The sequence below is a fragment of the Phenylobacterium sp. genome, assembly GCF_965284355.1.
In the GTDB taxonomy this organism is placed as follows: Bacteria; Pseudomonadota; Alphaproteobacteria; order Caulobacterales; family Caulobacteraceae; genus Phenylobacterium.
Map to the genome: position 1 here is coordinate 1868329 of NZ_OZ260078.1, position 22315 is coordinate 1890643.

The window sequence follows — 22315 nt, forward strand, 5'->3', positions numbered from 1 at the left end:
AGTCTTCGTGCGCCCCGCGAAGGATTAGGGATGGCCGACACGCAAGGGACCGGCGCCGAGGCTGCGGGAAGTTCCGCGGGCGGCGAAAAGGTTGTCATCAAGAAGTACGCCAACCGGCGTCTCTACAACACCGCCTCGTCCAGCTACGTCACGCTCGAGCACCTCAGCGAGATGGTGAAGCAAGGCGTCGATTTCGTCGTCTATGACGCCAAGACCAACGAGGACATCACCCGGACCGTCCTCACCCAGATCATCTTCGAGGAAGAGAGCCAGGAGGGTCAGAGCCTCCTGCCGATCCAGTTCCTGCGCCAGCTGATCAGCTTCTACGGCAACTCGATGCAGGCCTTCGTGCCCAGCTATCTCGAGATGTCGCTGGCCAGCTTCACCCAGCAGCAGGAGCGCCTGCGCAACCAGTTCGCGACGTTCGGCCAGGGCGCCGGTATCGGCGCCTACGAGGAACAGATCCGCCAGAACCTCCAGCTGTTCGACCGCGCGATGAAGATGTTCTCGCCCTTCGCCTACGCCCCTCCCGCCCGCGGCGACGAGCCTGCCACCCCCGCCGTGGCGCCTGCGACAAAAGCGGACTCTCAGCCCGATGAGGCGTTAACGCTCTTGCGCAAACAGATGGCCGAGATGCAGGCTCAGCTGGACAAGCTCGCGAAAGGCTGACTCGTGGTTGTGGCGCGGCTGTTGCAGGTTGTGGAGCAAGATGTCTCGCATTGACCGCATTCGCCATGCGGCCCTCGTGCGCAGGGCCAACAGAGCCGAGGCCGGCCGGGCCGAGGACGCCCATGGCGCGAGCGATGCGAACCTGCCCGTCGCCGTGGCTCCCGCCGCCGCGACCCGCACCTTCAAGGACGATTCACGCCAAGGTTATTCCGAGGTGGCGGCCCAACTGATGGGCCAGCACGGCGAACGCCGCGGCCTGCGCGCCGGCCCCGGCCTCTTCGGCGCGGCGAGCAACGCCTACAACAGCGTCGAGTGGTCCGGCCGCTACGACCGCCGCGCCCGCAAGGGCGGCCAGGCCCGCACCGAGATCTAGGTTCACCCCCCTAAAGTTCGACGTCGTGGCCGGCTTGTCCGGGGGATGACGATCAGGTGTGGGATTTGAGCCGCGCCACTTCCGCCTCCAACGCCGCGACCCGCCGCTCCAGAGCCGCGATGCGCGCGCCCGCGTCCTGCCGGGGCGTCGGTGTGGAGATGCCGGCCCGGTTGGCGACCTCGGCCGCTGAGACTCCCAGCAGCTCGGCAAAGGCCGCCACCTGCCCGGCGGAAACTTCCCTCTGATCCTTGAAGACCAGCGCCAGCTCGTCCTGCGAGAGCCCGGCGACGGCCGCCATCACGGCGCGCGAAAGGCCCCTCTCCTCGAGTTTCTCGTCAAACCAGGGGGCGTCGAAGAAGAGGGCCATCCATCCAGCCTCGTGTGGCGCGGAACTTGCTTAACGGTTCGGAGGACCACCCGCCACGGGGCCACCGATGCTGCTCTTCCTTTACCGCGCGTTCGAAGTCGCGGTGGTCACGCTGATCCTGTCGGCCTTCACCTGAATATGACCTCCGGATCCCCCCGACGCCGTGCGGCGGCCCGGCGCAACGCGTCGCGGATCGCACACCCGCCGAGGGCGCAAACGCCCGCACACTCACCCAGGCATTGTGGACATTGCGCCGCAGGGCGCCGCCCCCGCCGCTACGTCATAGTGAATCCGGGGGAACCGAAATGACGGGCAAGGCCGGTAAGCGGCGCCAGCGTCGGGTGCTGGTGGTCGACGACCACGACATGCTGCGGAGCGGGTTGAGCCTGGCGCTCAGCGCCGCGGGCTACAGCGTCGACAGCGCCGCCGATGGCATGGCCGCCCTGGCCGCCGTCTCGCAGTCGCGTCCCGATGTGGTGGTGCTCGATCTGCGCATGCCCGTGCTGGACGGCCACGCCACCCTGGCGCGTCTGCGCGCCGATCCGGCCACCGCCGACATCCCCGTCGTGATCGCGACCGCCGCCGAGGATCAGCGCAGCCGCATCCTCGCCGACGGCGCCGCCGCCTTCGTCACCAAGCCGATCGACGCCTACCAGCTGCTGCGGGAGGTCTCGCTGGCCCTGGGCTGACCCGGGCCAGCGCGCGGACCTCGCGCTCTACAGCGCGAACGAGAACCCGCCGTTCACCGGATAGACCTGGCCCGTGATCCAGGGCGAGGCGTCCGAGGCCAGGAACTGGACCATGTTGGCGATGTCGTCCGGCCGGCCGGGGCGACGGATGATGTACTTCTCCAGGGTCCGCTTCAGCCGCTCGGGATCGCCGTTCAGCGTGCGTTCGACCGCCGGCGTCGCGGTCAGGGCGATCGCCACCGAGTTGGCGGTGATGCCGTAGCGGCCCAGCGAGCGAGCCACCGAGCGCATGAAACCCGCCGCGCCCGCCTTGGCGCCCGCATAGATCTCGAGGCCCGCGTCGCCCCACCGGCTCGCGTCCGAGATGACCGTGATGATTCTGCCCGGCGCCTGGCGCTGCAGCATGCCGGGGATGACCGCGGCGGTGCAGTTCATCACGCCGTACAGGTTCACGCCGATGAAGCTGTTCCACACCTCGGGGCTGGTCTCCCAGAAGGGCTTGCCCAGTTCGGCGGACGGATTGGCGCCCGCGTTGCCGGCGTTGTTCACCAGGATGCCCACCACGCCCAGGTCGGCCGCGGCCTTGGCCACCATCTCCCTGACCGCCGCGTGGTCCGAGACGTCGCATTGCAGCGCGATCGCCTTGCCCCCTGCCGCCTTGATCTCCTCGGCCACCGCCTCGGCGCGCTCGAGCACGTAGTCGTTCACCACCACGCCGCCGCTGCCCTGCGCGTCGGCCAGCTGCAGCGCGATCTGCCGCCCCACGCCCTGGCCGCCGCCGGTCACCAGCGCGACACGCCCGCCCAGGTCCAGAATGTCCGTCATCGTCTCGCTCCCATTCCATCTCGTTGGCGGGAAGCTTTGCGCGGGGTCGCGGCGGCGGCAATCGTGACGCCAAGGAAGGCTCACGCTCCGTCGGCGCCGATTCCGCGCAGTCAACACCCCCAATCGGGGGACGCAGCGCCCCAGCCTCGCCTGTACCCAGGGACAACGACGCCTTCCGCGGTCGCGCGAGGCGTCCAGTAACGAGGGGGCGCCTATGGCCAGACTGTCCTACAATCCGAGCACCGGAACCGTGACGTTCGCCGACGTTTCGGTGATCGCCGTGGCGAACGCCACGCTGGTGACCGCGAACTCGACCACGCTGCACGTCCGCGTCTCGGTCACGGGCACGATCACCGGAACTGTCGACGCCATCTACAGCGGCAATTTCACCACCATCGCGGGGGTGCCGACCGGCGGCGAGCTCACCGGTCTTCGCGTCGATTTCAACGGCCAGACCTTGCTGCAGATCAGCGACTTCTCGCTGCCGTTCTCGGCCACCCAGGCCCCCAGCTTCGACAATTTCATCGCGCAGGTGATGACCGGCAACGACGTCGTGACGGGCGGCGCGATCGCCGAGATCCTGCAGGGCTTCGCCGGGGCCGACAGCATCGACGGCGGCCTCGGCTTCGACTTTGTTCAGGGCAACGCCGGCAACGACACCCTGGCCGGCGGCGACGGGAACGACGTGGTCCGTGGCGGCCGCGACGACGACGTCCTCACGGGGGGCGCGGGCAACGATTTCCTGTCGGGCGATCGCGGCGCCGACACCGTCACGGGCGGCGCGGGGGCCGACATCTTCCACACCTTCAGCGGCGCCGGCATCGACCGGATCACCGATTTCAACCGCGGCGAGGGCGACCGCGTCGCCGTGCTCTCGGGGACCAGCTACACGGTCAGCCAGTCGGGCGCGGACGTAGTCATCGACCTGGGCGGCGGCAGTCAGATGATCCTGGTGGGCGTCCAGCAGTCCAGCCTGACCGACGGCTGGATCTTCAACATCTAGGGTCCGTTCGCGCGCCGTCGCGGGTGCACTTCAGACGGCGCGCATCCACGTCCCCGCCCGCGCCAGGAGCTCGGCCAGGACCTCCGGGTCTTTTCGGCCGGTGCGGGCGGGGACATGGAACGCGTGGTCGGCCTCGTCGGCCAGGACCAGGATCGCCCGCGCCCCCAGCCCCGCCACGACCGGCTTCAGCAGGTCCAGTTCCGCCAGCGTGTCCTTTGTCCCCTGCAGAAACAGCATCGGGACAGACACGTCATGCAGGTGGTCGGCCCGGTCGACGCCCGGCTTGCCCGCCGGGTGCAGCGGGAACGCGAAGAACACCAGGCCGCGCACGCCCGGCAGCGCCGCCTTGGCCTGCGCCTGCGACGTCATCCGCGCGCCGAACGAGCGGCCGCCCGCGAACAGGGGCAGGTCGCCCGCACGCTTCAGTCCCTCGGCCGCCGCCGCGCGCACCGCCGCATGCGCCACCGCCGGCGTATCGGGTCGCTTGCCGCCCTTCTCCATGTAAGGGAACTGGTAGCGCAGCGTCGCCACGCCGCGTTCCTCAAGGCCATCCGCGGTCGCCGCCATGTGCCGATGCGTCATGCCCGCGCCGGCCCCGTGGGCCAGCACCAGCACGGCGGCCGGATCGGCGGGCGACTGCCAGAGCCCTGAGACGGTCTCGCCGTTGGGCAGGGAAAGGGTGAGCGCTTGCGTCGGCATGGCGCGAGCATAGACGTTTCCGCGCCGCCTCGGCATGGTCGTCTCAGCCATGCCCTCCGGCCTCGATCAGTACCGCGCCAAGCGCCGCTTCAGCGAGACGCCCGAGCCCGTCGGCGGCGCGGTCGCCGCCTCCGACACGCCCCGGTTCGTCATCCAGAAGCACAAGGCCAGCCACCTGCACTACGACCTGCGGCTCGAGATGGGCGGGGTGCTGAAGAGCTGGGCCGTGCCGCAGGGCCCGTGCCTCGACACCAAGGTCCGCCGCTTCGCCAAGCTGACCGAGGACCACCCGATCGAATACGGGTCGTTCGAGGGCCGCATCCCCGCCGGCAACTATGGCGCGGGCACGGTGATCATCTGGGACCACGGAACGTACGTCTCGCTCAAGGACCCCGAACAGGGCCTGGCCGACGGCGAGATCAAGTTTCGGCTCGCGGGCACGAAGCTCACGGGCGGCTGGACGCTGGTCCGGCTCAAGGGGGATGGAACCGACTGGCTGCTGATCAAGGAGCGCGACCCCTCGGCGCGACCCCTGGCCGACTACGACGTGCTGGTCGAAGAGCCCGACAGCGCCGTCACCGGCCGTCCGGTCGAGGACCCCATCGACGCGCCGGCGGCCGCGCCCCGCAAGGCCGCTCGCCGCAAGGCGCCGGGCAAGATCGCGGGCGCCGTGGCCGCGCCCTTCCCCGCAAAGTGGAAGCCCCAGCTGGCGTCCCCCGCCGAGCAGGCCCCAAGGGGCAAGGGCTGGATTCACGAGATCAAGTACGACGGCTATCGCACCCTGGTGTTCTTCAATGAGGGCCAGGTCCGGCTGATCACCCGCAACGGCCACGACTGGACCCATCGGTATTCGGCGCTGGCCAAGGCCTTCGAGAAGCTGCCCTGCAAGACCGCGATCCTGGATGGCGAGGTGGTGGTGCAGGACGCCCGCGGGGTCTCGACCCTCGACCTTCTGGAACAGGCGTTGAGCGAGGGCGCCTCGCACGCCATGACCTACTTCGCCTTCGACCTCGTCTACCTCGACGGCCACGACCTGTCGGCCGCCCGCCTGCTCGACCGCAAGCAGGCGCTGGAAGGGCTGATCGCCCCCCTGATCGCGTCGAACTCGCACATCCAGTTCAGCGACCACACCGACGCCGACGGCGACGCCCTGTTCGCCCAGGCCTGCCGCATGGGCCTGGAAGGCATCGTCTCCAAGAAGGCCGACGCCCGCTACGTCCAGGCCCGCTCGCAATCGTGGGTGAAGGTGAAGCGGCTGGAGATGGGAACGTTCGTGGTGGTGGGCTTCCTGTCCAACATGCCCCGCAACGCCTCGTCGCTGCTGATCGCCGAGGAGCGGGGCGGCGAGCTGGTCTACGCCTCCCGGGTCGGCTCGGGGATCAGCGAGGACAAGGCCCGCGAGCTCTACGCCGCACTCTCGAAGCACGTCCGCGACAAGCCCGTGGTGGCCGCGCCCAAGACCCCCGGCGCGGTCTGGGTCGAGCCCGTCTACGAGATCGAACTGGGCTATCGCAGCCGCTCGGTGAACGATGCGCCCCGTGCGCCCGTTTTCTTCGGCATGAGCCCCCGCAAGGTGAAGTCGTCCGCCCGCGCCGTGAAGCCCCGACTGGTCAGCGACCGGGATCTGGCGTCGATCCACCTGACCAATCCCCAGCGCGAGTTCGCCCTGGCCGGCGTCGGCACGGGAGTCACCAAGCTGGATGTGGCGATCCACTACGCCCGGGTCGGCGACTGGATGCTGCCCGAGCTGCTGCGCCGGCCGGTGACCGTGATCCGCTGTCCCACCGGCGACCTGAAGGACCTGTTCTACCAGCGCCATGCCTTCGCCGGCCTGCCGCCGGGGGTCGAGACCATCGAGCTGGCCGACGAGGACGAGCGCGCTGCCTTCATCGCCGTCACCGAGGCCAAGGGCTACCTCGGCCTCGCCCAGTTCGGGGCGCTGGAATACCACCTCTGGGGCTGCCACATCGACGACCCGGAACACCCCGACCGCATCGTCATGGACCTCGACCCGGACGAAGGCCTGCCCTGGGCGCGGGTGTGTGACGGCGCCGAACTCCTGCGCGAGCGGATGGAGAGCCTGGGGCTGCGCGCGTTCCTGCGCACTACCGGCGGCAAGGGCCTGCACCTGGTGACCGCGCTGGCCCCCGGCCACGACTGGCCCACCGTGAAGGGCTTCGCCGAGGCCCTGTCGCGCACCATGGCCGCCGAGCACCCGACCCTCTTCACCGCGGTCTCCTCGAAGGCGCGGCGCAAGGGGCGCATCTACCTCGACTACCTGCGCAACGCCCGGGGCGCGAGCGCCGTGGCGTCGTACTCGCTCAGGGCCCGGCCCAACTTCCCGGTGGCCACGCCGATCGAATGGGAAGAGCTGCGGAAACTGTCGGGCGGCGACGCGTTCAATCGTCTTAACATCGTGAAGCGGCTGGACAGCCTGGCCGCGGACCCCTGGGATGAGCTATTATCGAGTAGTTCAAAGATTACGCCCAAGATGCGGCGTGACGCGGGGATGAAAAGTTGAGGGGATAGGCCATGGCGGGCCGCGCGAGTTGGAAGGGTTACCTGAAGCTGTCGCTGGTCTCTTGCCCGGTGAAGCTGTTCCCGGCGACGTCCGCGTCGGCCGGGAAGATCTCCTTCAACCTTCTGCACAAGGACACGCTGAACCGCGTCCAGCAGAAGTATCATGACCCCGAACTCGGCGAGATCGACCGCGCCGATCTGGTGAAGGGCTACCAGTTCGAGAAGGACAAGTACGTCGTCGTCACGGCCGAGGAGCTGGACGAGATCGAGGTCGAGTCCTCCAAGACCATCGACATCGACGGCTTCGTCGATCGCGCCGACATCGACAGCATCTACCAGGACAACACCTACTACCTGGCCCCCGACGGCCCGATCGCCGAGGAGACCTTTGCGGTGATCCTGGATGCGATGCGCGAGGCCGGAAAAGTGGCGATCGCCCGCATCGTGCTCTCGGGCCGCGAGCGGCTGGTCACCATCGACCCCATCGAGGACGGCTTCCGCCTGACCACCCTGCGCTCGGCCAAGGAAATCCGCGACGCCTCCGGCGCCCTCGACAAGCTGAACGCCAAGTATGCGCCCGATATGCTGGCCATGGCCAAGCAGATCATCGCCAGCAAGGAGATGGAATTCCATCCCGAGGCCTTCGAGGACCGCTACGAGGAGGCCCTCCTGACCCTGGTGAAGTCCAAGATTGCGGGCGGCCAGCCGGTCATCACCAAGGCCCCCGAGCGCGGCAACGTCGTCAACCTGATGGATGCGCTGCGTCGCTCCATCGAGGAAGAGCGTCGCCCGCCCGCCCCCAGCCTGGGCAAGCCCGCCAAGAAGGGCGAGGCCAAGCCGGCCCCCGCCGCCAAGGCGGCCGCGCCCAAGGCGGCGCCCAAAGCCACAGCCAAGAAGAATGCGGCCGCCTCCTAGGTCCTGTAGGGCTCCGACCAATACCGGATCGGTATTTCTTCGATCCGCTCATCCCGGCGAATGCCGGGACCCAGATGGAGTGACTCAGACGTGCCCGCTAAGAGCGCAGAGTTCGTCCAATCAGGCCTTCGCGCCTTGATATCTGGGTCCCGGCATTCGCCGGGATGAGCGGTGTTGAGTGATTCATGGATGTGCGTGACCGTGCGATCGCGCTCTACGGCCGGTTCTCCGCAGGCGAACGCGAGCGGCTGGACGAGGCGATCCGGCAGGCCGGCGGCCTCGTCGCCCGCGACCTGACGCGGCGGTCCGACGTGCTGGTGGTGGGCGCCCTCGCCACCGCGCTGATCGATACCGGCGCCCTGGCTGACCGTATCGCCTCCGCCCGCGAGCGGACCGTCCCCGTCCTCGGCGAGCGGACCTTCGCCACCGCCCTGGCCGGCGAGGCCATGGCCCAGCCGGCCACCCTCCCGATCGCCGCCGCCCTGGCCGACACCGGGCTCACCCCGGCCGACGCCCTGGTGCTGGCCGCCTTCGACCTGGTGACCGTCGAGGGCGAGAACGTCCGCTTCGCCGACGCGCAGACCCTGCGCACCGCCGCCGACCTGGTGGCGCACGGCCGCACCCTGGGCCACGTCGTGCGCATCCTGGCCCGCGCCCGGGACCTCTCGCCCCGCGGCCGCTACCGCATCGTGCTCACCCCCGCCGGCGACGCGGCGCTGAAGTGGGCCGACGGCCTGACCACGCTTGAGGGCCAGGGCCAGCTGGCCTTCGACGAGGCGCACGCCACCCTCGACGACCTGTTCGAAGCCGCCGCCATGGCCGAGGCCGAAGGCGATCTCGAGGCCGCCGCCCACCTCTACGACCTCTGCGCCCGGGCCGACCGCAAGGACGCCATCGCCCCCTACAACCACGGCAACATCCGACTCGCCCAGGGCGCCTTCGACCAGGCCCGCCTCGCCTACCAGCGCGCCCTGGCCCGCGACCCGCGCTTCGTCGAGGCCCGCTACAATCTGGCCCAGGCCCTGGACGCCGAGGGCCGCGAGGGCGAGGCGGCCGGCGAGCTGGTCCGCGTCCTCGACACCGACCCGCGCCACTCCGACGCCGTCTTCAACCTGGCCCAGCTGCGCATGAAGTCCGGCGCCCTGAGCGAGGCCAAGAGCCTCTACGAACGCTATCTGGCCCTCGACCCTCCGGAAGACTGGGCCCGCACCGCGCGCCGCGCCCTGCAGGTCTGCGCCAGCCTCTCGTAATTCCATCAATCCGCATTGACTCATCAATTCGGATTGATTGATATCGCGACATGACTCCCCACGTTGCGCCCCCCGAATTCCTGCAGCTGGCCGGGCATCCCGTGCGCTGGCGCCTGCTGGGCGAACTGGGCCGCAGCGACCGCACAGTCGGCGAGCTGACCGGCCTGATCAGCGAGCCGCAGAACCTGGTCTCGTACCATCTGGGCAAGCTGCGCGAGGGCCGGCTGGTGTCGTCGCGGCGCAGCTCGGCCGACCGGCGCGACACCTACTACGGCATCGACCTGCCCCGGATCGGCGACCTGTTGTCAGCCGCTGGCCAAGCCCTGCACCCCGGGCTTCGTCTCGCGCCTCCCCCGCGGGACGTCGCCCTGGCCGGCGCTCCTCGCATCCTGTTCCTGTGCACCGGCAACAGTGCGCGGTCGCAGATGGCCGAGGCGCTGGCCAGGGCCCTTTCCGGCGACGCGGTCCAGGCCTTCAGCGCCGGCAGCCAGCCGCGCCCACTGCATCCCAACGCGGTGCGCGCCCTGCGCGAGGCCTACGCTCTCGACATCTCGGGCCAGGCTCCGAAGTCGTTCGACGTCTACGCAGGCCAACGCTTCGACCGGGTGATCAGTCTCTGCGACCGCGTCCGCGAGGTCTGCCCAGAGTTCCCGGGCGTCGCGGAGGCGGTCCACTGGAGCTTGCCCAACCCCGCCACGGGCGAGCCCGACGACGTCACCTATCCGCTGTTCCAGCAGGCCGCGGCCGAGCTCGCCACCCGCATCGGCTTCCTGCTCACCGCCCTCGCCCACCCTCCCGGAGGAGACTGATGGCCAACCCGAACGAGATGGTCTGCGTCCGCTACATCGTCGACGACGTCGCCGCGGCGATCCAGTTCTACACCACCCACCTGGGCTTCGAGGTGCTGACGAGCTACCCGCCCGCGTTCGCCGACGTCGCGCGCGGCAATCTGCGCCTGCTGCTCAGCGGTCCGGCCAGTTCGGCCGGCCGCCCGATGCCCGACGGTGAGACGCCCGGGCCCGGCGGCTGGAACCGCATCCACCTGCTGGTGGACGACATCCACGCCGAGGTCACTCGCCTCAAGGCCGCCGGCGTCCCGTTCCGCAACGAAATCCTGTCCGGCCCCGGCGGCCAGCAGGTCCTGCTGCTCGACCCGGCCGGCAACGTGGTCGAACTCTTCCAGCCGGCCGGCCGCTGAACGCCACGGCGACCGCCTAGCCGAAGCGGTAGGGCGAGAAGCACGCCGCGTCCGGGTCGGGTTCGCCGGAGAGTCCGGCCGCGATCAGGCCGGCGGCGAGGCTCGCGAAGGTGACCCCGTTGCCGCCAAACCCGGCCGCCAGCCACAGCTGCTCGAAGCCGCGCACGGCGCCTATGGCCGGCAGGCCGTCGGGCGAGGTCCCGAACGTCGCCGCCCACGCGCAGTCGGACTCCAGAACGTCGCAGCCCAGCATCTCGGCGCCGCGGCGCTCCAGGTCGCGGCGCTTGTCGGGCAGCAACGCGTCCCGCCGCGCCGCATCGGCGAAGTCCTCGTCCGCCCCGCCGACGACGATGCGCCCGTCTGCAGTGGTCCGCGCGTAGAGGTACGGGTCGGCCGCTTCCCAGATCATCGCCCCGTCGCGCCAGAGCGGCGCGACCCCTGGCGCCGTCGCGATCGCAAAGCTCGAGCCCAGTTTGAAGGCCGGCGGCAGGTAGTCGCGAGCGGCCTCGTAGCCGGTGGCCAGGACGGCCTGGCCGGCGTCGAGCGTCGCGCCGCCGGCTGTGGTGAGCCGCACGCCGTCGCCTATAGCCGCGATGGAGACCACGTCTGCCGGCCAGGTCAGGGTCGCCCCACGGCGGCGGGCCTGAGCCAGCAGCTCAAGGGTCAGCGCCATGGGGTCCACCGAGAAGGCGTCCTGCGATAACAGCGCCGCGCGCGGGGGCAGCCCGAAGGTCGCCGCGACCTCCGAAGGGGTGAGGTAGCGGGAGGGCAGTCCGGCGGCGGCGCGCGCCTCCGCTTCCCGACGCAGGCCGAATTCGTCCAGCCGGTCGCCGGCCAGGTAGAGCTCGGGGCGCGGCATCCAGTCGGCCCTCAGCCCCAGAGCGGCGACGCGGCCGGCCAGGTCCAGCACCGCGCTGTGCACGCGGCGCCAACGCCGCGCCGCCTCGGCCTCGCCCCAGGTCTGCGCGAGGGTGACGAGGGGGATGTCCGCCGGCCACATGACCAGCGCCGTCGAGGCGGCCGTCGCGCCCCGCGCGGGCGGGCGGCGGTCGATCAGGGCCACGCGACGACCCTCCGCGGTCAGCCGTTCGGCCAGCATCGCGCCCATCACGCCGGCGCCGACGATCGCCACGTCCACCGGGCCGGCGGGCCAGGGATCGCCGCGCGGCACAGCGTCGTCATCTTCGGGCCAGCAGACGCGGCCGGTTCTGAGATTCAGGGGTTCGGTGAGGGACATGGCGCTCCGATCGGGCGCCGGAAACGCTCCAGCTGCGGAAAGGCTTCACAGCCAGGCCTTGCGCCGTCCGAGAAACGGTCCAGATGGAGCCCAATGAAGTCGCCCACCGTCGCCAGCCTCAAGAAGGTCAGCCCAGAGAACCTCGCGCGCCTGGGCGCCGAACGCCTCGCGGCGATCCTGGTCGAGGTGGCCGAGGCCCGCCCCGACGTGAAGCGGCGCTTGCGCATGGAGCTGGCCGCCGAGCAGGGCGCCGAGCACCTGACCCTCGAACTCGACAAGCGCCTGGCCAGCCTCGAGACCAGCCGCTCGAAGGTGCCGTGGCGCCGGCGGCCTGGCTTCGTGGCCGATCTCGAAGGCCTGCGCGCCCTGATCGCCGAGCGCCTGGCTGAGCTGGACGCCCCCGCCGCGCTGTCACGGATGCTGGCGTTCATGGATGTCGCCCGGCGCATCGGCGCGCGCGTCCGCGACAAGGACGGCAGCTTGGCCGCTGTGTTCGAACGCGCCGCCGACGACGTGGGTCGGCTGCTGGGCGCGCGCAGCGACCTGCGGGCCATCGACGGCCTGGTCGAGGCCATCGCCCGCAACCCGGCCGCCTGGGGCGCCTGGCTGCCCGCCGCCCTGTCCCGGGCCTCGCCGCCGATCCTGCAGGCCCTGCTCGCGCGGCTGCGCGACCGCGGCGAAAGCAGCCCCGGGTGGTCGCTGATCCTGCGCCAGGTCGCGGACGCCGCCGGCGACGTCGACGCCTTCCTGTCTACCCTGACGGCCCCGGCTGCGCGGACGCCGGCGATCGCCGCCGAAGCGGCGCGTCGACTGCTCGCGGCGGGTCGGGTCGGCGAGGCCGGCCGGCTGCTGGAGGGCGCGCGCCAGGGCGGCGAGCCTGACTTCGGCTGGGAGAGCGCCGTCATCGCCTACCTGGACGCCGCCGGACAGGCCGAGGCCGCACAAAAGGCCCGTTGGGACTCGTTCGAGCGCACGCTGTCGGTAGAGCGCCTGCGCGACTATGCGCGCCGCCTGCCCGACTTTGAGGACGTCGAGGCCGAGAACCGCGCCTTCGAGCACGCCTCGGCCCACGCCGACGCCGCGCGCGGCCTGCAGTTCCTGATGGACTGGCCCGCCCTGCCCGAGGCGGCGGTGATGATCGAGGCCCGCGCGGACGAACTGCGCATCGGCGCCGAACAGGCCGAGATCTGGGCCGCCCGGCTGAGGGCGCGCCAGCCCAAAGCCGCGCACCGGCTCCTGCGCGCGACGGCGGCCGCGGCGTTCCGCCGCCGCGACTTCGCCACGTGCGAGCGTCTCACCCAGGAAGCCGACACCATCACACTGTGAGACGGCGCGCCGGACGGGCCGAAGTAGACCTGCCGACCGCGAGCCGATAAGCCAGCCCTCGGAAGGGGCGCAGAGTTGTCGAGACCAAAGGGCGCGCGCGACGCGGACTACGACGCCAAGCGCACCGGGCTGCTGAGGCGCATCACCGCCCGCCTCATGCGTCGCGAAACCGCGCGCCCCAGCTTCCGCCAGCTGGCCGAAGCCGGCGATGTCTCGGTCCCGACCCTGCGCCACTACTTCGGCGATCGGCCCGCGCTGATCGGCGCCATTCTGGAGAGCTATCTGGAGACGGGCCGACGCGGCCTCGACGCGGTCGCCGAACCGACCGGCAGCCTCGAGACCTCGATCCGCGACTATTGCGCGGCCCTGCTGGCGGCCATGCGCGCGCCGCGCGAGGTGCGGCTGGGCGACGTCTTCGCGGTGAGCATCGCCGAGGGCCTGCTGGACGCCGAGATCGGGCCCGCGACGCTGCGGCACATCATCGACCCGTCGGTGGAGGTGCTGCGCAAACGGCTGGACGCGCATGTGGCGCGGGGTGAGATGATCGAGACCGACACGCGCGCGGCGGCGCTGTTCCTGATCTCACCGCTTTTGCTGGCGATCCTGCATCAGGATCATCTGGGCGGTCATGAGACCAACCCGGTCGACCTGCCGGCGGCGTTCGACAGCATCTGCGCGGCGTTTCTGAGGGCGTACGCCGCGCCGGACTGAATCCGGCGCGGCGTCCCCTGTGGCGGCCCGGACCTCCGGGACTTGGGAGGCTTCGAAAGGTCCGCGGGCTTGGCCGCCGTGGGCTCTATTTCGGGAGGAGGACGGTATCCACAACGTGGATGACGCCGTTGGTGGCCGCCACGTCCGCCGCCACGACCTTGGCGCCGTTGACCGTCACGCCGCCGCCGGTGGCGTCGATCTTGACCGTCCGGCCCTCGACCGTCTTGGCGTCGGTGACCTTGCCGGCCAGGGCCGAACTCGGGACCTTCCCGGGCACCACGTGATAGGTCAGCACGGCGACCAGCTGCGCCTTGTTCTCGGGCTTCAGCAGCGTGTCGACGGTCCCCGCCGGCAGCTTGGCGAACGCCGCGTCGGTCGGCGCGAACACCGTGAACGGGCCCGGCCCCTTGAGCGTGCCGACCAGGCCGGCGGCGTTCAGCGCGGCGGCCAGGGTCTTGAACTGACCCGCCGCGACGGCGGTGTCGACGATGTCGGCCTTCGGCTGGGCGAATGCGGGCGAGGCTGAGATGGCGAACGCACAGGCGGCGGCGAGGCCGAGGAAGCGTCTGGTCGGCATGCTGGGTCCTTTTGAATTTCTATACCATACGAGATATAGAATTCCGAAAGGGCGGTTCAAGGGCGCCTATCGCAATCCGAGGTGGCGGCGCCGGAGCTCGCCGGACTCAGGCCTCCAGCACCGGAAGACGCACCCGGAACGTGCTGCCGGCCCCCGGACGGCTGGACGCCAGCGAAATGGTTCCGCCGTGCAGTTCCATCAGTTGCTTGCCCAGGGCCAACCCGATGCCCAGGCCCTCCTGCGCCCGCTCGGTCGGGCTCTTCACCTGGGCGAACAGGTCGAAGATCTTCGCCTGCATGTCGGGCGGGATGCCGATGCCGGTGTCCGAGACGTCGATCTCCGCGAACCGATCCACCACGCGGGCCTGCAGCGCGATCCGGCCGCCGGCGGGCGTGTATCGCGCGGCGTTGTTCAGCAGGTTGCTCACCACCTGGGCGAGGCGCGTGGCGTCGGCGTGCAGGCAGACCGGCTCGGCCGGGATGTCCGCGGCGAAGAGGTGGCCGGCGGCGTCGATCTGCGCCCGGCTGGCTTCGACGGCGAACTCCAGTACGGTTTGCAACGAGACGCGCTCCTTGCTGAGCGCGATCTTGCCCTGGTCGATGCGCGAGATGTCGAGCATGTCGTCGACGAGCCGCGTCAGGTGGGCGACCTGGCGCTCCATCTGGGCGTGGATCTCGTCCGTCTTCTGCGGGTCCTTGCGGCGGCGCAGGAAGTGCAGGCCCGCGTTCAGCGCCATAACCGGATTGCGGATCTCGTGGCCCAGGACCGCCAGGAACTCGTTCTTGTGTCGGTCGACGGTCTTCAGGGCCTCGGCCAGGGCCTCCAGCTCGTCGCGCTGCGCCATGATCTGGCGGCGTTGGCGGTGCAGGTCGAAGAAGACATTGGCCTTGCTGCGCAGGATGTCGCCTTCCACCGGCTTCTGCAGGAAGTCGACGGCCCCAGCCTCATAGCCCCGGAAGCGCCGCTGGCGATCCGCCGTCCCTGCGGTCAGGAAGATGATGGGCACGTGGCGCGAGACCTCGGCGCCGCGCATGAACTCGGCCAGCTGGAAGCCGTCCATGCCGGGCATCTGCACGTCCAGCAGCGCCAGCGCGACGTCATGCGACAGCAGCAGTTCCAGCGCCTCGTCGCCGCTGCGGGCCTTGAGGCAGACAAGCCCCTCGCGCTGGAGCAGCGCCTCCAGCGCCAGCAGGTTCTCCGGCAGGTCATCGACCAGCAGGAAGTGGATCGGGTCGTCGACGCGGGTCATGTCGTCCCCAGGCGCGAAAGGTAGGACGCGATGGCGTCCAGGTCCATGGACGTGGCGGCCGGGCAGGCCTTCAGCGCGGCGTCCGGCATGGCCGAGGCGTAGGCGCCCGTGGGGTCCTCGACCACCGCAACCCCGCCCGCGGCGGCAACCGCCTTCACCCCCTGGGCGCCGTCGCTGTTGGCGCCGGTCAGCACGACAGCGGTGAGCGCCGGGCCAAACGCGTCGGCGGCGCTCTCGAACAGCACGTCGATGGCGGGTCGGGACATGTTCACCGGTTCGTCGGAGGAGAGGGAAAGCGTGCGGTCGGTCTCGGCCAGCAGGTGGTAGTCGGACGGGGCGAAGTAGATGACGCCGGGCTTCGCCGGCTCCTTGTCCTCGGCCTCCTTCACCGCCATGCGGCACCGGCCCTGCAGCAGCGGGACCAGGGCGTTGTCGCGATCGGCCGGGATATGCACCACCACCAGCACCGGAGCCGGATAGTCGGCGGGCAACGCCGGCAGGATGCGCAGCAGCGCCTGTACGGCGCCGGCCGATCCGCCGATGACGACCGCCGGGGCAGACTCGGGTCCCGTGTCAGCCGCGCCGGTCATGCGTCCCGCCTCTGGTAGATCTTCTCCTCGCGGACGAACTCCGCGAAGGCGCCGGCATGACGGGAGAAGCGCAGGCTCTCCTTCGACCCCAGGCCCAGGAACCCCTTGCGGGCCAGGGACTCTCGGAACAGCCCGATGGCCCGGTCCTGCAGCGGGCGGTCGAAATAGATCAGCACGTTGCGACACGAGATCAGGTGCATCTCGCCGAACACCGCATCGGTGACCAGGCTGTGGTCCGAGAACACCACCCGGCTGCGCAGCGACTTGTCGAAGATCGCCCGGCCATAATCGGCCGTGTAGTAGTCCGAGAGCGACGACTTGCCCCCCGCCTTCTGGTGGTTGGCGGTGAACTTCCGGAGCTGGTCCAGCGGATAGACGCCGGCCTCGGCGGCCCGCAGGGCAGCCGGGTTGATGTCGGTGGCGTAGAAGATCGTGCGGTCCTCCAGCCCCTCCTCGCGGAACAGGATGGCGAGCGAGTACAGCTCCTCGCCGTGGCTGCAGCCGGCCACCCAGACCTTGAGCGACGGATAGGTCCGCAAGTGGGGCAGCACCTTCTCGCGCAACGCCCGGAAGTAGGACGGGTCGCGGAACATCTCGCTCACCTGCACCGTCAGGTAGCCCAGCAGACGGCCCAGGGTGGCCGGGTCGTGGAGCAGGCTGTCCTGCATCGCCGAGATGCTGGCGAAGCCGAGCTGGTCGCGCGCCTGCGTCAGGCGACGCTTGATCGAGGCGCGCGCATAGCTGCGGAAATCGTAGTGGTAGCGTTGGAACAACGCCTCCAGCAGCAGTCCGATCTCCAGATCCTCGGTACTGTCACGCACGCTCTTGGTCACCGGGGCATCCACACCCGCACCAGCGACAGCAGCTTGTCGACGTCGATCGGCTTGGCCATGTAGTCGCTGGCCCCCGCCTCGAGGCAGCGCTCCTGGTCGTCGGGCATCGCCTTGGCCGTCAGCATGACGATGGGCAGGTCGTTCCACCGGCCGTCGCCACGGATCCGGCGGGTCGCCTCAAGCCCGTCCATCACCGGCATCATCACATCCATCAGCACCAGATCGATCACCGGCTCGCCGCCGTTGGCTGCGCGGGCCAGGGCCTCCAAGGCCTCCTCGCCGTTGCGCGCGATCTGCACCGCAGCCCCGCGCGGCTCCAGAACACTTGTCAGCGAGTAGACGTTCCGCACGTCGTCCTCGACGATCAGGATCCGACGGCCCTCCAGCACCGAGTCGCGGTTGCGCGCCTTGCGGATCATCTTCTGCTGCTCGGGCGGCAGGTCGGCCACCACCTGGTGCAGGAACAGCGAGACCTCGTCCAGCAGACGCTCGGGCGACTTCGCGCCCTTGATGATGATCGAATGCGAGTAACGGCGCAGGCGCTGCTCGTCGTCGGCCGACAGGTCGTGGCCCGTGTAGACGATGACCGGCGGGAACGAATGATCGCCCTGGCTCAGGGTCTCCAGCAACGAGAAACCCGAGGCGTCGGGCAGCGACAGGTCCAGCACCATGCAGTCGAAGGTCTCGGTCTTCAGCTTTTCCAGGCACTCGGCGGCGGTGCCAACGCCCACCGTCTCGACATCGCCCGCAGCCAGCAGGCGGCCCACCGCGTCCCGCTGGACGGCGTCATCCTCGACGATCAGCACGCGACGCATGCTGCGCGTCAGCTGCGACTCCAGGCTCTGCAGCACCTCCGAGAGCTTCTCGCGCTCCACCGGTTTCAGCAGGTAGCCAACCGCGCCCAGCGACAGGGCCGTCTGGCTGTGGTCGGCGCCCGAGATCACGTGGATCGGGATGTGCCGGGTGGCGTCGTCGCGCTTCAGCCGGTCGAGAACGGTCAGGCCCGACTGGTCCGGCAGGCCCACGTCCAGCACGATCGCATGCGGCCGGAACTGCGCCGCCAGGGCCAGCGCCTCCTCGGCGGTCGGCGCTACCAGGCACTGGAAGCCCAGCTCGTGCGAAAGGTCGCAGACAATGCCGGCGAACGCCGGGTCGTCCTCGATCACCAGCAGCAGCCGCCGCGTATCCGACAGGGCGTCGCGATCGTCGGCCACCCTCGCCCGCGCCGTCTTCCGCCGGATCTTGGGCGCGGGCTCGGGTCGGGCTTCGACGGGCGCCGGCCGCGGCTCGTGCGGCGCGACATCGGCGGCCTCGTACGCCAGCGGAATCGTCAGGGTGAAGGTGCTGCCCTGCCCCGGGCGGCTCTCCAGCGTGATGGCGCCGCCCAGCAGCCGCGCCAGCTCGCGCGAGATCGACAGGCCCAGCCCCGTGCCGCCATATCGCCGGCTGATGGCGCCGTCGGCCTGACGGAAGGCTTCGAAGATGCCCTGCTGCTGGTCGGGCGAGATCCCGATCCCGGTGTCCTTCACCGCCAGCGACAGGCGATCGCCCGCCGCCTTGGCCAGCGTGAGCTGCACCCCGCCCGTCTCGGTGAACTTGAAGGCGTTCGACAGCAGGTTCTTCAGGATCTGCTCCAGCCGCAGCCGGTCGGTTTCGATCGTGCTCGGCAGGTCAGGGGCGACCTCGATCTCGAAGCTCAGGCCGCGCTCCGCGGCGACAGGCTCGAACAGCGATCGGATGTCGTTCGCCATGCGCTGCAGCGGCACGCTCTCGGGCTGGATCTGCAGCTGGCCGGCCTCGATCTTGGAGAGGTCCAGGATGTCGTTGATCAGGGTCAGCAGATCGTTGCCCGACGACTGGATGGTCCGCGCGTACTTGACCTGCTCGTCCGTCAGCGTGCCTTCGGGATTGTCGCCCAGCAGCTTCGACAGGATCAGCAGCGAGTTTAGCGGCGTTCGTAGCTCGTGGGACATGTTGGCCAGGAAGTCCGACTTGTACTGGCTGGCCTGCTCCAGTTCCCGCGCCTTCAGCTCGACGGCCGCGCTGGTGCGTTCCAGGTCGTCGCGCTGGGCCTCCAGCGTCTGGGCCTGCTCTTCGAGCTGACTGTTGGTCTGCTCCAGCTCCACCTGCTGCTGCTCCAGTCGGACCTGCTGTTCCTTCAGCGCTCGGCCCTGCTCCTCGAGTTCTTCATTCGAGACGCGCAGCTCTTCGCTCTGGACCTGCAGTTCCTCGGACTGGCGCTGTGTCTCCTCCAGCGCGTCCTGCAGCTGGGCCCGATAGCGGGCCGAGCGCAGGGCGATCCCGATCGCGGCCGCGCTCTGGTCCAGCAGGTCCAGCACCTGACTGTCGAACGGCTTGAGGAAGCCCAGCTCGATGACCCCGTTGACCGACCCGTCGGCCGTCGCCGGCACGATCAGCAGATGGCGCGGCTTGTCGCGACCGAAGGCCGAGCCGACCGAAAGATATCCCTCCGGGACGTCGGTGATGGCCACAGGACGCCCGTCGACCGCCACCTGTCCCAGCAGCCCTTCCCTGAGCGTGAACCGCTGCGGAATGCCCGCGTCCGCCGGAACGCCCAGGCTGGCAACGAGCCGGAACTGCTCGCCTTCGCCCTTGAACAGCACCGCGGCGTGAGCGCCGGCGTAACGCGCCAGGAAGGCCAGAATGCTGTCGGCGAGCTGTTCGACCGACTTCTCGCCCATCATCGCCGTGGCCAGCTCCACCTGGCCGGATTGCAGCCACGATTGCCGGGCCCGGGCGCGCGCATTGCCGCGAACCATCACGAAAACGGTGACGGTCAGGACCGCGCCCAGCAGCCCGGACAGCGCGCTGCTCAGCACCGCCGTCCTCTGTGCGGCCTGCATGGCCGTGACCCGGGTCGCGCGCAGGCGTTGCTCCTCCTGCCGCATGGCCTCCATGCGGGCGCGGATGGCGTCCATATCGGCCTTGCCGCGGTCGGTCCGCACGATCGCCAGCGCCGCGCCGGCGCCGCCCGCGCGGCGCAGATCGACGGTCTCCTTCAACTCACCGAGCTTGGCGGCGAGACTCGCTCGAAGCTTCGCGATGTTGGTCTGCTGAACCACGTTTTCGCGCGTCAGAGTCGCCAGTTCATCCAGCCCCGGCGTCACCGAGGCGACGGCCTTCTGGTAGGGCTCGAGGTAGCGATCATCGCCGGTGAGCAGATAGCCGCGTTGGCCGGTCTCCGCGTCCTGGATGACCAACATCAGGTCGTCCAGCGCGACGATCACGTCGTGGGATTGCCGGATCCGCGCGTTGTTCTCCTGCAGCGTCGCGATGTTCCAGTACGAGATGGCGCCGCTCAGCAGGAAGAACGTCAGGACGGCGGCCAGGCCCAGGCTGTTCCACAGTTCGACCCGCGATCGGCCAGGTTGGGCGGGGTGGGAAGGCGGCGTCGGCATCGTCGTCCTGCAAAAGGTTGGATCCGGCGCCAGCGGCGACCCTGAGACGCGGACATGACGGGTCGATATCGGCAGAGCCGATGCCATCCCCGGCCGATGAAATGGCTCAGCTTGGCTTAGGTTCCCGGGAAATCGACAAGACTTGCCGTGGCCGTCATGGCGGCGAGTGTCGTGAGGCTGGCCGGCGGGCGCCTGCCGTTCCGACAGGCCGGCCGGTTCGAGCCGCCTCCCGTAGCGGAGGACTGGACGGAGGCGGCCAAGCGTGCCTCGACTGTCACACTGATGTCGTCATGGCCGCCTGGGGGAGCGCGGGGTGAGCGAGCTTCTCGTTCGGCTGGAATGGTTCAAGGCGGTAGTGCTGCCGCACGAAGCCGCCGTGCGCGCGCGGCTGAAGCGGGTCTGTCCGCCGGGCTTCGACGTGGACAACCTGGTCGCCGAGAGCCTGGCCCGGGCGTACCAGGCACACGACATCGAGCGGATCACGGCGGGCCGCGCCTACCTCTTCGCGATCTCGCGCAACCTGCTGATCGACGCCCTTCGTCGCGAGGCGATCGTGTCGCTGGACTTCGTGGCCGACCTCGACGTGCTGCGGTCGGACGAGGCCATGACCGTGCGGCAGATCCAGGCGCGGGACGAACTGCGCTGGCTGCAGGCGCTGGTCGACCGCATGCCGACGCAATGGCGGCGGGTCTTCCTTATGCGGCGCGTGCACGATCTTTCGCCCGCGACCATAGCGGGCGAGATGGGCTTGTCCGTTTCAACGGTCGAGAAGCACCTTGCCAGGGCGCTGAAGCTCGTCGCTCAGGCGCGGGCGGAACGTGAGGATCAAGAGTTTGGGCGAAACGCCCCCCAAGAGTCGCAACGACCGGCCGGCGATCGACGAACAGGCCGCCGCCTACGTCGCTAGGCTGGCCTGCGACGCCGACCCCGTCGAGCGGCAGGAGATCTACGCGTGGGTCTCGGCCGATCCGCGCAACGCCGTTGCGTTCGCGCGGATGGAGGCGGCGTGGGAAGCGTCGGAACGCCTGCGCGCCGCGCCCCCGTCGCTCGAGCCGATGTCGGGCGGTAGTCGCAGAACATTCATGCTCGGGGCTGCGGCGGCCGCCAGCGCGGCCGTCGCCGCGACCGTCGGCTGGCGCCTGCTGGACGATGGGGAGCGGTACCGCACGCGCGTCGGCGAGCGCCGCGTCATCGCCCTGAGCGACGGCTCCACGGTCACGCTGAACACCGCCTCGACGGTGGATGTGGCGTTCACGGCCAAGGCGCGACACCTGAGGCTGGTCCGTGGCGAGGCTCTGTTCGAGGTCGCGCACGATCCTTCGAAGCCCTTCCTGGTCGAGGCCGGCGCGGCGCGGTTCCGCGCGCTGGGGACCGCCTTCAACGTCCGGGTTCGCCCCGATGTGGTCGAGCTCACGGTGACGCAGGGCGTGGTGGCCGTCGTGGCCGGCGAAGCCGACGTCGATCGGATGCCTGGCGCGCGCCGCATCGTCGCCGGCGGCGGCGCGGTCGTGCGGTCGGGCGCGGTGGCCGCGACGGCGCTGGACGAGCAACTCCTGCGCCAGCGGATAGCCTGGCAGGACGGCGTCCTGGAGTTCGACGGCGAGTCGCTGGCCCAGGTGGTGGGCGAGTTCAACCGCTACCGCCGCCAGCCCATCGTGATCGGCGACGCGCGGCTGGAGTCCTTGCGCATCGGCGGGCGGTTCGAGGTGGACGAGGCCGACAAGTTCCTGACGGCGCTCACCAGCAGCTTCCCGATCGAAGCGGTCGCGACGTCGGACGGCGGCGTGCTGTTGGTCGAAAGACCCTAGCCGCAGATTTTTCAACGGCGGGATGGCGGCGACGCGCGCCCGGCCCGTTCCATCAGG

The 22315-nt window shown here is 70.0% G+C and carries 22 protein-coding genes; 13 read left to right on the forward strand and 9 right to left on the reverse strand.

Going from position 1 to position 22315, the window contains the following annotated elements; translation table 11 throughout:
• Positions 1 to 30: 30 nt before the first annotated feature.
• A complete protein-coding gene (gene phaR, locus ACQ66R_RS09090) occupies positions 31 to 669 on the forward strand; it encodes a polyhydroxyalkanoate synthesis repressor PhaR (RefSeq protein ID WP_430421218.1) in 639 nt (212 codons plus the stop codon).
• 40 nt (positions 670 to 709) lie between these two features.
• Complete coding sequence (locus tag ACQ66R_RS09095) at positions 710 to 1042, forward strand: hypothetical protein (RefSeq protein WP_430421220.1); 333 nt, start codon at positions 710 to 712, stop codon at positions 1040 to 1042.
• Between the two features lie 52 nt (positions 1043 to 1094).
• Here the strand turns inward: ACQ66R_RS09095 and ACQ66R_RS09100 are convergent, their stop codons facing one another.
• Complete coding sequence (locus ACQ66R_RS09100) at positions 1095 to 1409, reverse strand: helix-turn-helix domain-containing protein (RefSeq protein WP_430421222.1); 315 nt, start codon at positions 1407 to 1409, stop codon at positions 1095 to 1097.
• Between the two features lie 305 nt (positions 1410 to 1714).
• On the opposite strand from ACQ66R_RS09100, the gene ACQ66R_RS09105 reads away from it, so the two are divergent.
• Positions 1715 to 2098, forward strand: coding sequence for a response regulator (locus ACQ66R_RS09105; RefSeq protein WP_430421224.1), 384 nt, complete (start codon positions 1715 to 1717; stop codon positions 2096 to 2098).
• A gap of 27 nt (positions 2099 to 2125) precedes the next feature.
• On the opposite strand, the gene ACQ66R_RS09110 is transcribed toward ACQ66R_RS09105, so the two are convergent.
• Entirely contained in the window at positions 2126 to 2923 is a 798-nt protein-coding gene (locus ACQ66R_RS09110; RefSeq protein ID WP_430421226.1) for an SDR family NAD(P)-dependent oxidoreductase, read from the reverse strand.
• Between the two features lie 214 nt (positions 2924 to 3137).
• On the opposite strand from ACQ66R_RS09110, the gene ACQ66R_RS09115 reads away from it, so the two are divergent.
• Positions 3138 to 3926 carry a calcium-binding protein gene (locus ACQ66R_RS09115; protein WP_430421228.1) on the forward strand — a complete coding sequence of 263 codons (789 nt, stop codon included), beginning with the start codon at positions 3138 to 3140 and terminating at the stop codon, positions 3924 to 3926.
• Between the two features lie 30 nt (positions 3927 to 3956).
• Here the strand turns inward: ACQ66R_RS09115 and ACQ66R_RS09120 are convergent, their stop codons facing one another.
• A complete protein-coding gene (locus tag ACQ66R_RS09120) occupies positions 3957 to 4676 on the reverse strand; it encodes an alpha/beta hydrolase family protein (protein WP_430421230.1) in 720 nt (239 codons plus the stop codon).
• Here ACQ66R_RS09120 and ligD point away from each other — a divergent pair.
• The 5 genes from ligD (at position 4675) to ACQ66R_RS09145 (ending at position 10508) form a co-directional block, all read left to right on the forward strand.
• Positions 4675 to 7146 (forward strand): DNA ligase D, encoded by a 2472-nt coding sequence (gene ligD, locus ACQ66R_RS09125; protein ID WP_430421232.1) that lies wholly within the window; start codon positions 4675 to 4677, stop codon positions 7144 to 7146. The two genes, ACQ66R_RS09120 and ligD, sit on opposite strands and share 2 nt — an antisense overlap.
• A gap of 11 nt (positions 7147 to 7157) precedes the next feature.
• Positions 7158 to 8060 carry a Ku protein gene (locus tag ACQ66R_RS09130; protein WP_430421233.1) on the forward strand — a complete coding sequence of 301 codons (903 nt, stop codon included), beginning with the start codon at positions 7158 to 7160 and terminating at the stop codon, positions 8058 to 8060.
• A gap of 185 nt (positions 8061 to 8245) precedes the next feature.
• Positions 8246 to 9310 (forward strand): tetratricopeptide repeat protein, encoded by a 1065-nt coding sequence (locus ACQ66R_RS09135; RefSeq protein ID WP_430421235.1) that lies wholly within the window; start codon positions 8246 to 8248, stop codon positions 9308 to 9310.
• 50 nt (positions 9311 to 9360) lie between these two features.
• The gene (locus ACQ66R_RS09140) at positions 9361 to 10119 is read left to right on the forward strand and encodes a helix-turn-helix domain-containing protein (protein ID WP_430421237.1); all 759 of its coding nucleotides are present in this window, start codon (positions 9361 to 9363) and stop codon (positions 10117 to 10119) included.
• Positions 10119 to 10508, forward strand: coding sequence for a VOC family protein (locus ACQ66R_RS09145; protein ID WP_430421239.1), 390 nt, complete (start codon positions 10119 to 10121; stop codon positions 10506 to 10508). The genes ACQ66R_RS09140 and ACQ66R_RS09145 overlap by 1 nt, the downstream gene beginning before the upstream one ends.
• Positions 10509 to 10524: 16 nt before the next feature.
• On the opposite strand, the gene ACQ66R_RS09150 is transcribed toward ACQ66R_RS09145, so the two are convergent.
• The gene (locus ACQ66R_RS09150) at positions 10525 to 11745 is read right to left on the reverse strand and encodes an NAD(P)/FAD-dependent oxidoreductase (RefSeq protein ID WP_430421241.1); all 1221 of its coding nucleotides are present in this window, start codon (positions 11743 to 11745) and stop codon (positions 10525 to 10527) included.
• A gap of 93 nt (positions 11746 to 11838) precedes the next feature.
• Here ACQ66R_RS09150 and ACQ66R_RS09155 point away from each other — a divergent pair, with 93 nt between their 5' ends.
• Together ACQ66R_RS09155 and ACQ66R_RS09160 are read left to right on the forward strand one after the other, a co-directional pair.
• A complete protein-coding gene (locus tag ACQ66R_RS09155; RefSeq protein WP_430421242.1) occupies positions 11839 to 13071 on the forward strand; it encodes a DUF6880 family protein in 1233 nt (410 codons plus the stop codon).
• A 75-nt stretch (positions 13072 to 13146) separates the two neighbouring features.
• Positions 13147 to 13782: a TetR/AcrR family transcriptional regulator gene (locus ACQ66R_RS09160; protein WP_430421244.1), complete on the forward strand. Its 636-nt coding sequence runs from the start codon at positions 13147 to 13149 to the stop codon at positions 13780 to 13782.
• Positions 13783 to 13867: 85 nt separating this feature from the next.
• Here ACQ66R_RS09160 and ACQ66R_RS09165 read toward each other — a convergent pair whose 3' ends face one another.
• From ACQ66R_RS09165 to ACQ66R_RS09185, 5 genes are all read right to left on the reverse strand, one after another.
• Complete coding sequence (locus tag ACQ66R_RS09165; RefSeq protein ID WP_430421245.1) at positions 13868 to 14359, reverse strand: fasciclin domain-containing protein; 492 nt, start codon at positions 14357 to 14359, stop codon at positions 13868 to 13870.
• Positions 14360 to 14465: 106 nt separating this feature from the next.
• Positions 14466 to 15608 (reverse strand): hybrid sensor histidine kinase/response regulator, encoded by a 1143-nt coding sequence (locus ACQ66R_RS09170; RefSeq protein WP_430421247.1) that lies wholly within the window; start codon positions 15606 to 15608, stop codon positions 14466 to 14468.
• Positions 15605 to 16198: a chemotaxis protein CheB gene (locus ACQ66R_RS09175; protein ID WP_430421248.1), complete on the reverse strand. Its 594-nt coding sequence runs from the start codon at positions 16196 to 16198 to the stop codon at positions 15605 to 15607. Before ACQ66R_RS09175 ends, ACQ66R_RS09170 begins: the two co-directional genes overlap by 4 nt.
• On the reverse strand, positions 16195 to 17031 hold the full coding sequence (locus tag ACQ66R_RS09180) for a CheR family methyltransferase (RefSeq protein ID WP_430421250.1): 837 nt from the start codon (positions 17029 to 17031) through the stop codon (positions 16195 to 16197). The genes ACQ66R_RS09175 and ACQ66R_RS09180 overlap by 4 nt, the downstream gene beginning before the upstream one ends.
• Positions 17028 to 20450, reverse strand: a complete 3423-nt coding sequence (locus ACQ66R_RS09185; RefSeq protein WP_430421252.1) for a response regulator — start codon at positions 20448 to 20450, stop codon at positions 17028 to 17030. Before ACQ66R_RS09185 ends, ACQ66R_RS09180 begins: the two co-directional genes overlap by 4 nt.
• 313 nt (positions 20451 to 20763) lie before the next feature.
• On the opposite strand from ACQ66R_RS09185, the gene ACQ66R_RS09190 reads away from it, so the two are divergent.
• Together ACQ66R_RS09190 and ACQ66R_RS09195 are read left to right on the forward strand one after the other, a co-directional pair.
• Positions 20764 to 21357, forward strand: a complete 594-nt coding sequence (locus ACQ66R_RS09190) for an RNA polymerase sigma factor (protein ID WP_430421254.1) — start codon at positions 20764 to 20766, stop codon at positions 21355 to 21357.
• Positions 21284 to 22258 carry a FecR family protein gene (locus ACQ66R_RS09195; protein ID WP_430421256.1) on the forward strand — a complete coding sequence of 325 codons (975 nt, stop codon included), beginning with the start codon at positions 21284 to 21286 and terminating at the stop codon, positions 22256 to 22258. The genes ACQ66R_RS09190 and ACQ66R_RS09195 overlap by 74 nt, the downstream gene beginning before the upstream one ends.
• Positions 22259 to 22315 lie beyond the last annotated feature (57 nt).

Bases quoted from the DNA above. Each gene is read 5' to 3' on its own strand.
- phaR (WP_430421218.1), top strand. From the start codon at position 31: ATGGCCGACACGCAAGGGACCGGCGCCGAGGCTGCGGGAAGTTCCGCG.
- ACQ66R_RS09095 (WP_430421220.1), top strand. From the start codon at position 710: ATGTCTCGCATTGACCGCATTCGCCATGCGGCCCTCGTGCGCAGGGCC.
- ACQ66R_RS09100 (WP_430421222.1), bottom strand. From the start codon at position 1,409: ATGGCCCTCTTCTTCGACGCCCCCTGGTTTGACGAGAAACTCGAGGAG.
- ACQ66R_RS09105 (WP_430421224.1), top strand. From the start codon at position 1,715: ATGACGGGCAAGGCCGGTAAGCGGCGCCAGCGTCGGGTGCTGGTGGTC.
- ACQ66R_RS09110 (WP_430421226.1), bottom strand. From the start codon at position 2,923: ATGACGGACATTCTGGACCTGGGCGGGCGTGTCGCGCTGGTGACCGGC.
- ACQ66R_RS09115 (WP_430421228.1), top strand. From the start codon at position 3,138: ATGGCCAGACTGTCCTACAATCCGAGCACCGGAACCGTGACGTTCGCC.
- ligD (WP_430421232.1), top strand. From the start codon at position 4,675: ATGCCCTCCGGCCTCGATCAGTACCGCGCCAAGCGCCGCTTCAGCGAG.
- ACQ66R_RS09120 (WP_430421230.1), bottom strand. From the start codon at position 4,676: ATGGCTGAGACGACCATGCCGAGGCGGCGCGGAAACGTCTATGCTCGC.
- ACQ66R_RS09130 (WP_430421233.1), top strand. From the start codon at position 7,158: ATGGCGGGCCGCGCGAGTTGGAAGGGTTACCTGAAGCTGTCGCTGGTC.
- ACQ66R_RS09135 (WP_430421235.1), top strand. From the start codon at position 8,246: ATGGATGTGCGTGACCGTGCGATCGCGCTCTACGGCCGGTTCTCCGCA.
- ACQ66R_RS09140 (WP_430421237.1), top strand. From the start codon at position 9,361: ATGACTCCCCACGTTGCGCCCCCCGAATTCCTGCAGCTGGCCGGGCAT.
- ACQ66R_RS09145 (WP_430421239.1), top strand. From the start codon at position 10,119: ATGGCCAACCCGAACGAGATGGTCTGCGTCCGCTACATCGTCGACGAC.
- ACQ66R_RS09150 (WP_430421241.1), bottom strand. From the start codon at position 11,745: ATGTCCCTCACCGAACCCCTGAATCTCAGAACCGGCCGCGTCTGCTGG.
- ACQ66R_RS09155 (WP_430421242.1), top strand. From the start codon at position 11,839: ATGAAGTCGCCCACCGTCGCCAGCCTCAAGAAGGTCAGCCCAGAGAAC.
- ACQ66R_RS09165 (WP_430421245.1), bottom strand. From the start codon at position 14,359: ATGCCGACCAGACGCTTCCTCGGCCTCGCCGCCGCCTGTGCGTTCGCC.
- ACQ66R_RS09170 (WP_430421247.1), bottom strand. From the start codon at position 15,608: ATGACCCGCGTCGACGACCCGATCCACTTCCTGCTGGTCGATGACCTG.
- ACQ66R_RS09175 (WP_430421248.1), bottom strand. From the start codon at position 16,198: ATGACCGGCGCGGCTGACACGGGACCCGAGTCTGCCCCGGCGGTCGTC.
- ACQ66R_RS09185 (WP_430421252.1), bottom strand. From the start codon at position 20,450: ATGCCGACGCCGCCTTCCCACCCCGCCCAACCTGGCCGATCGCGGGTC.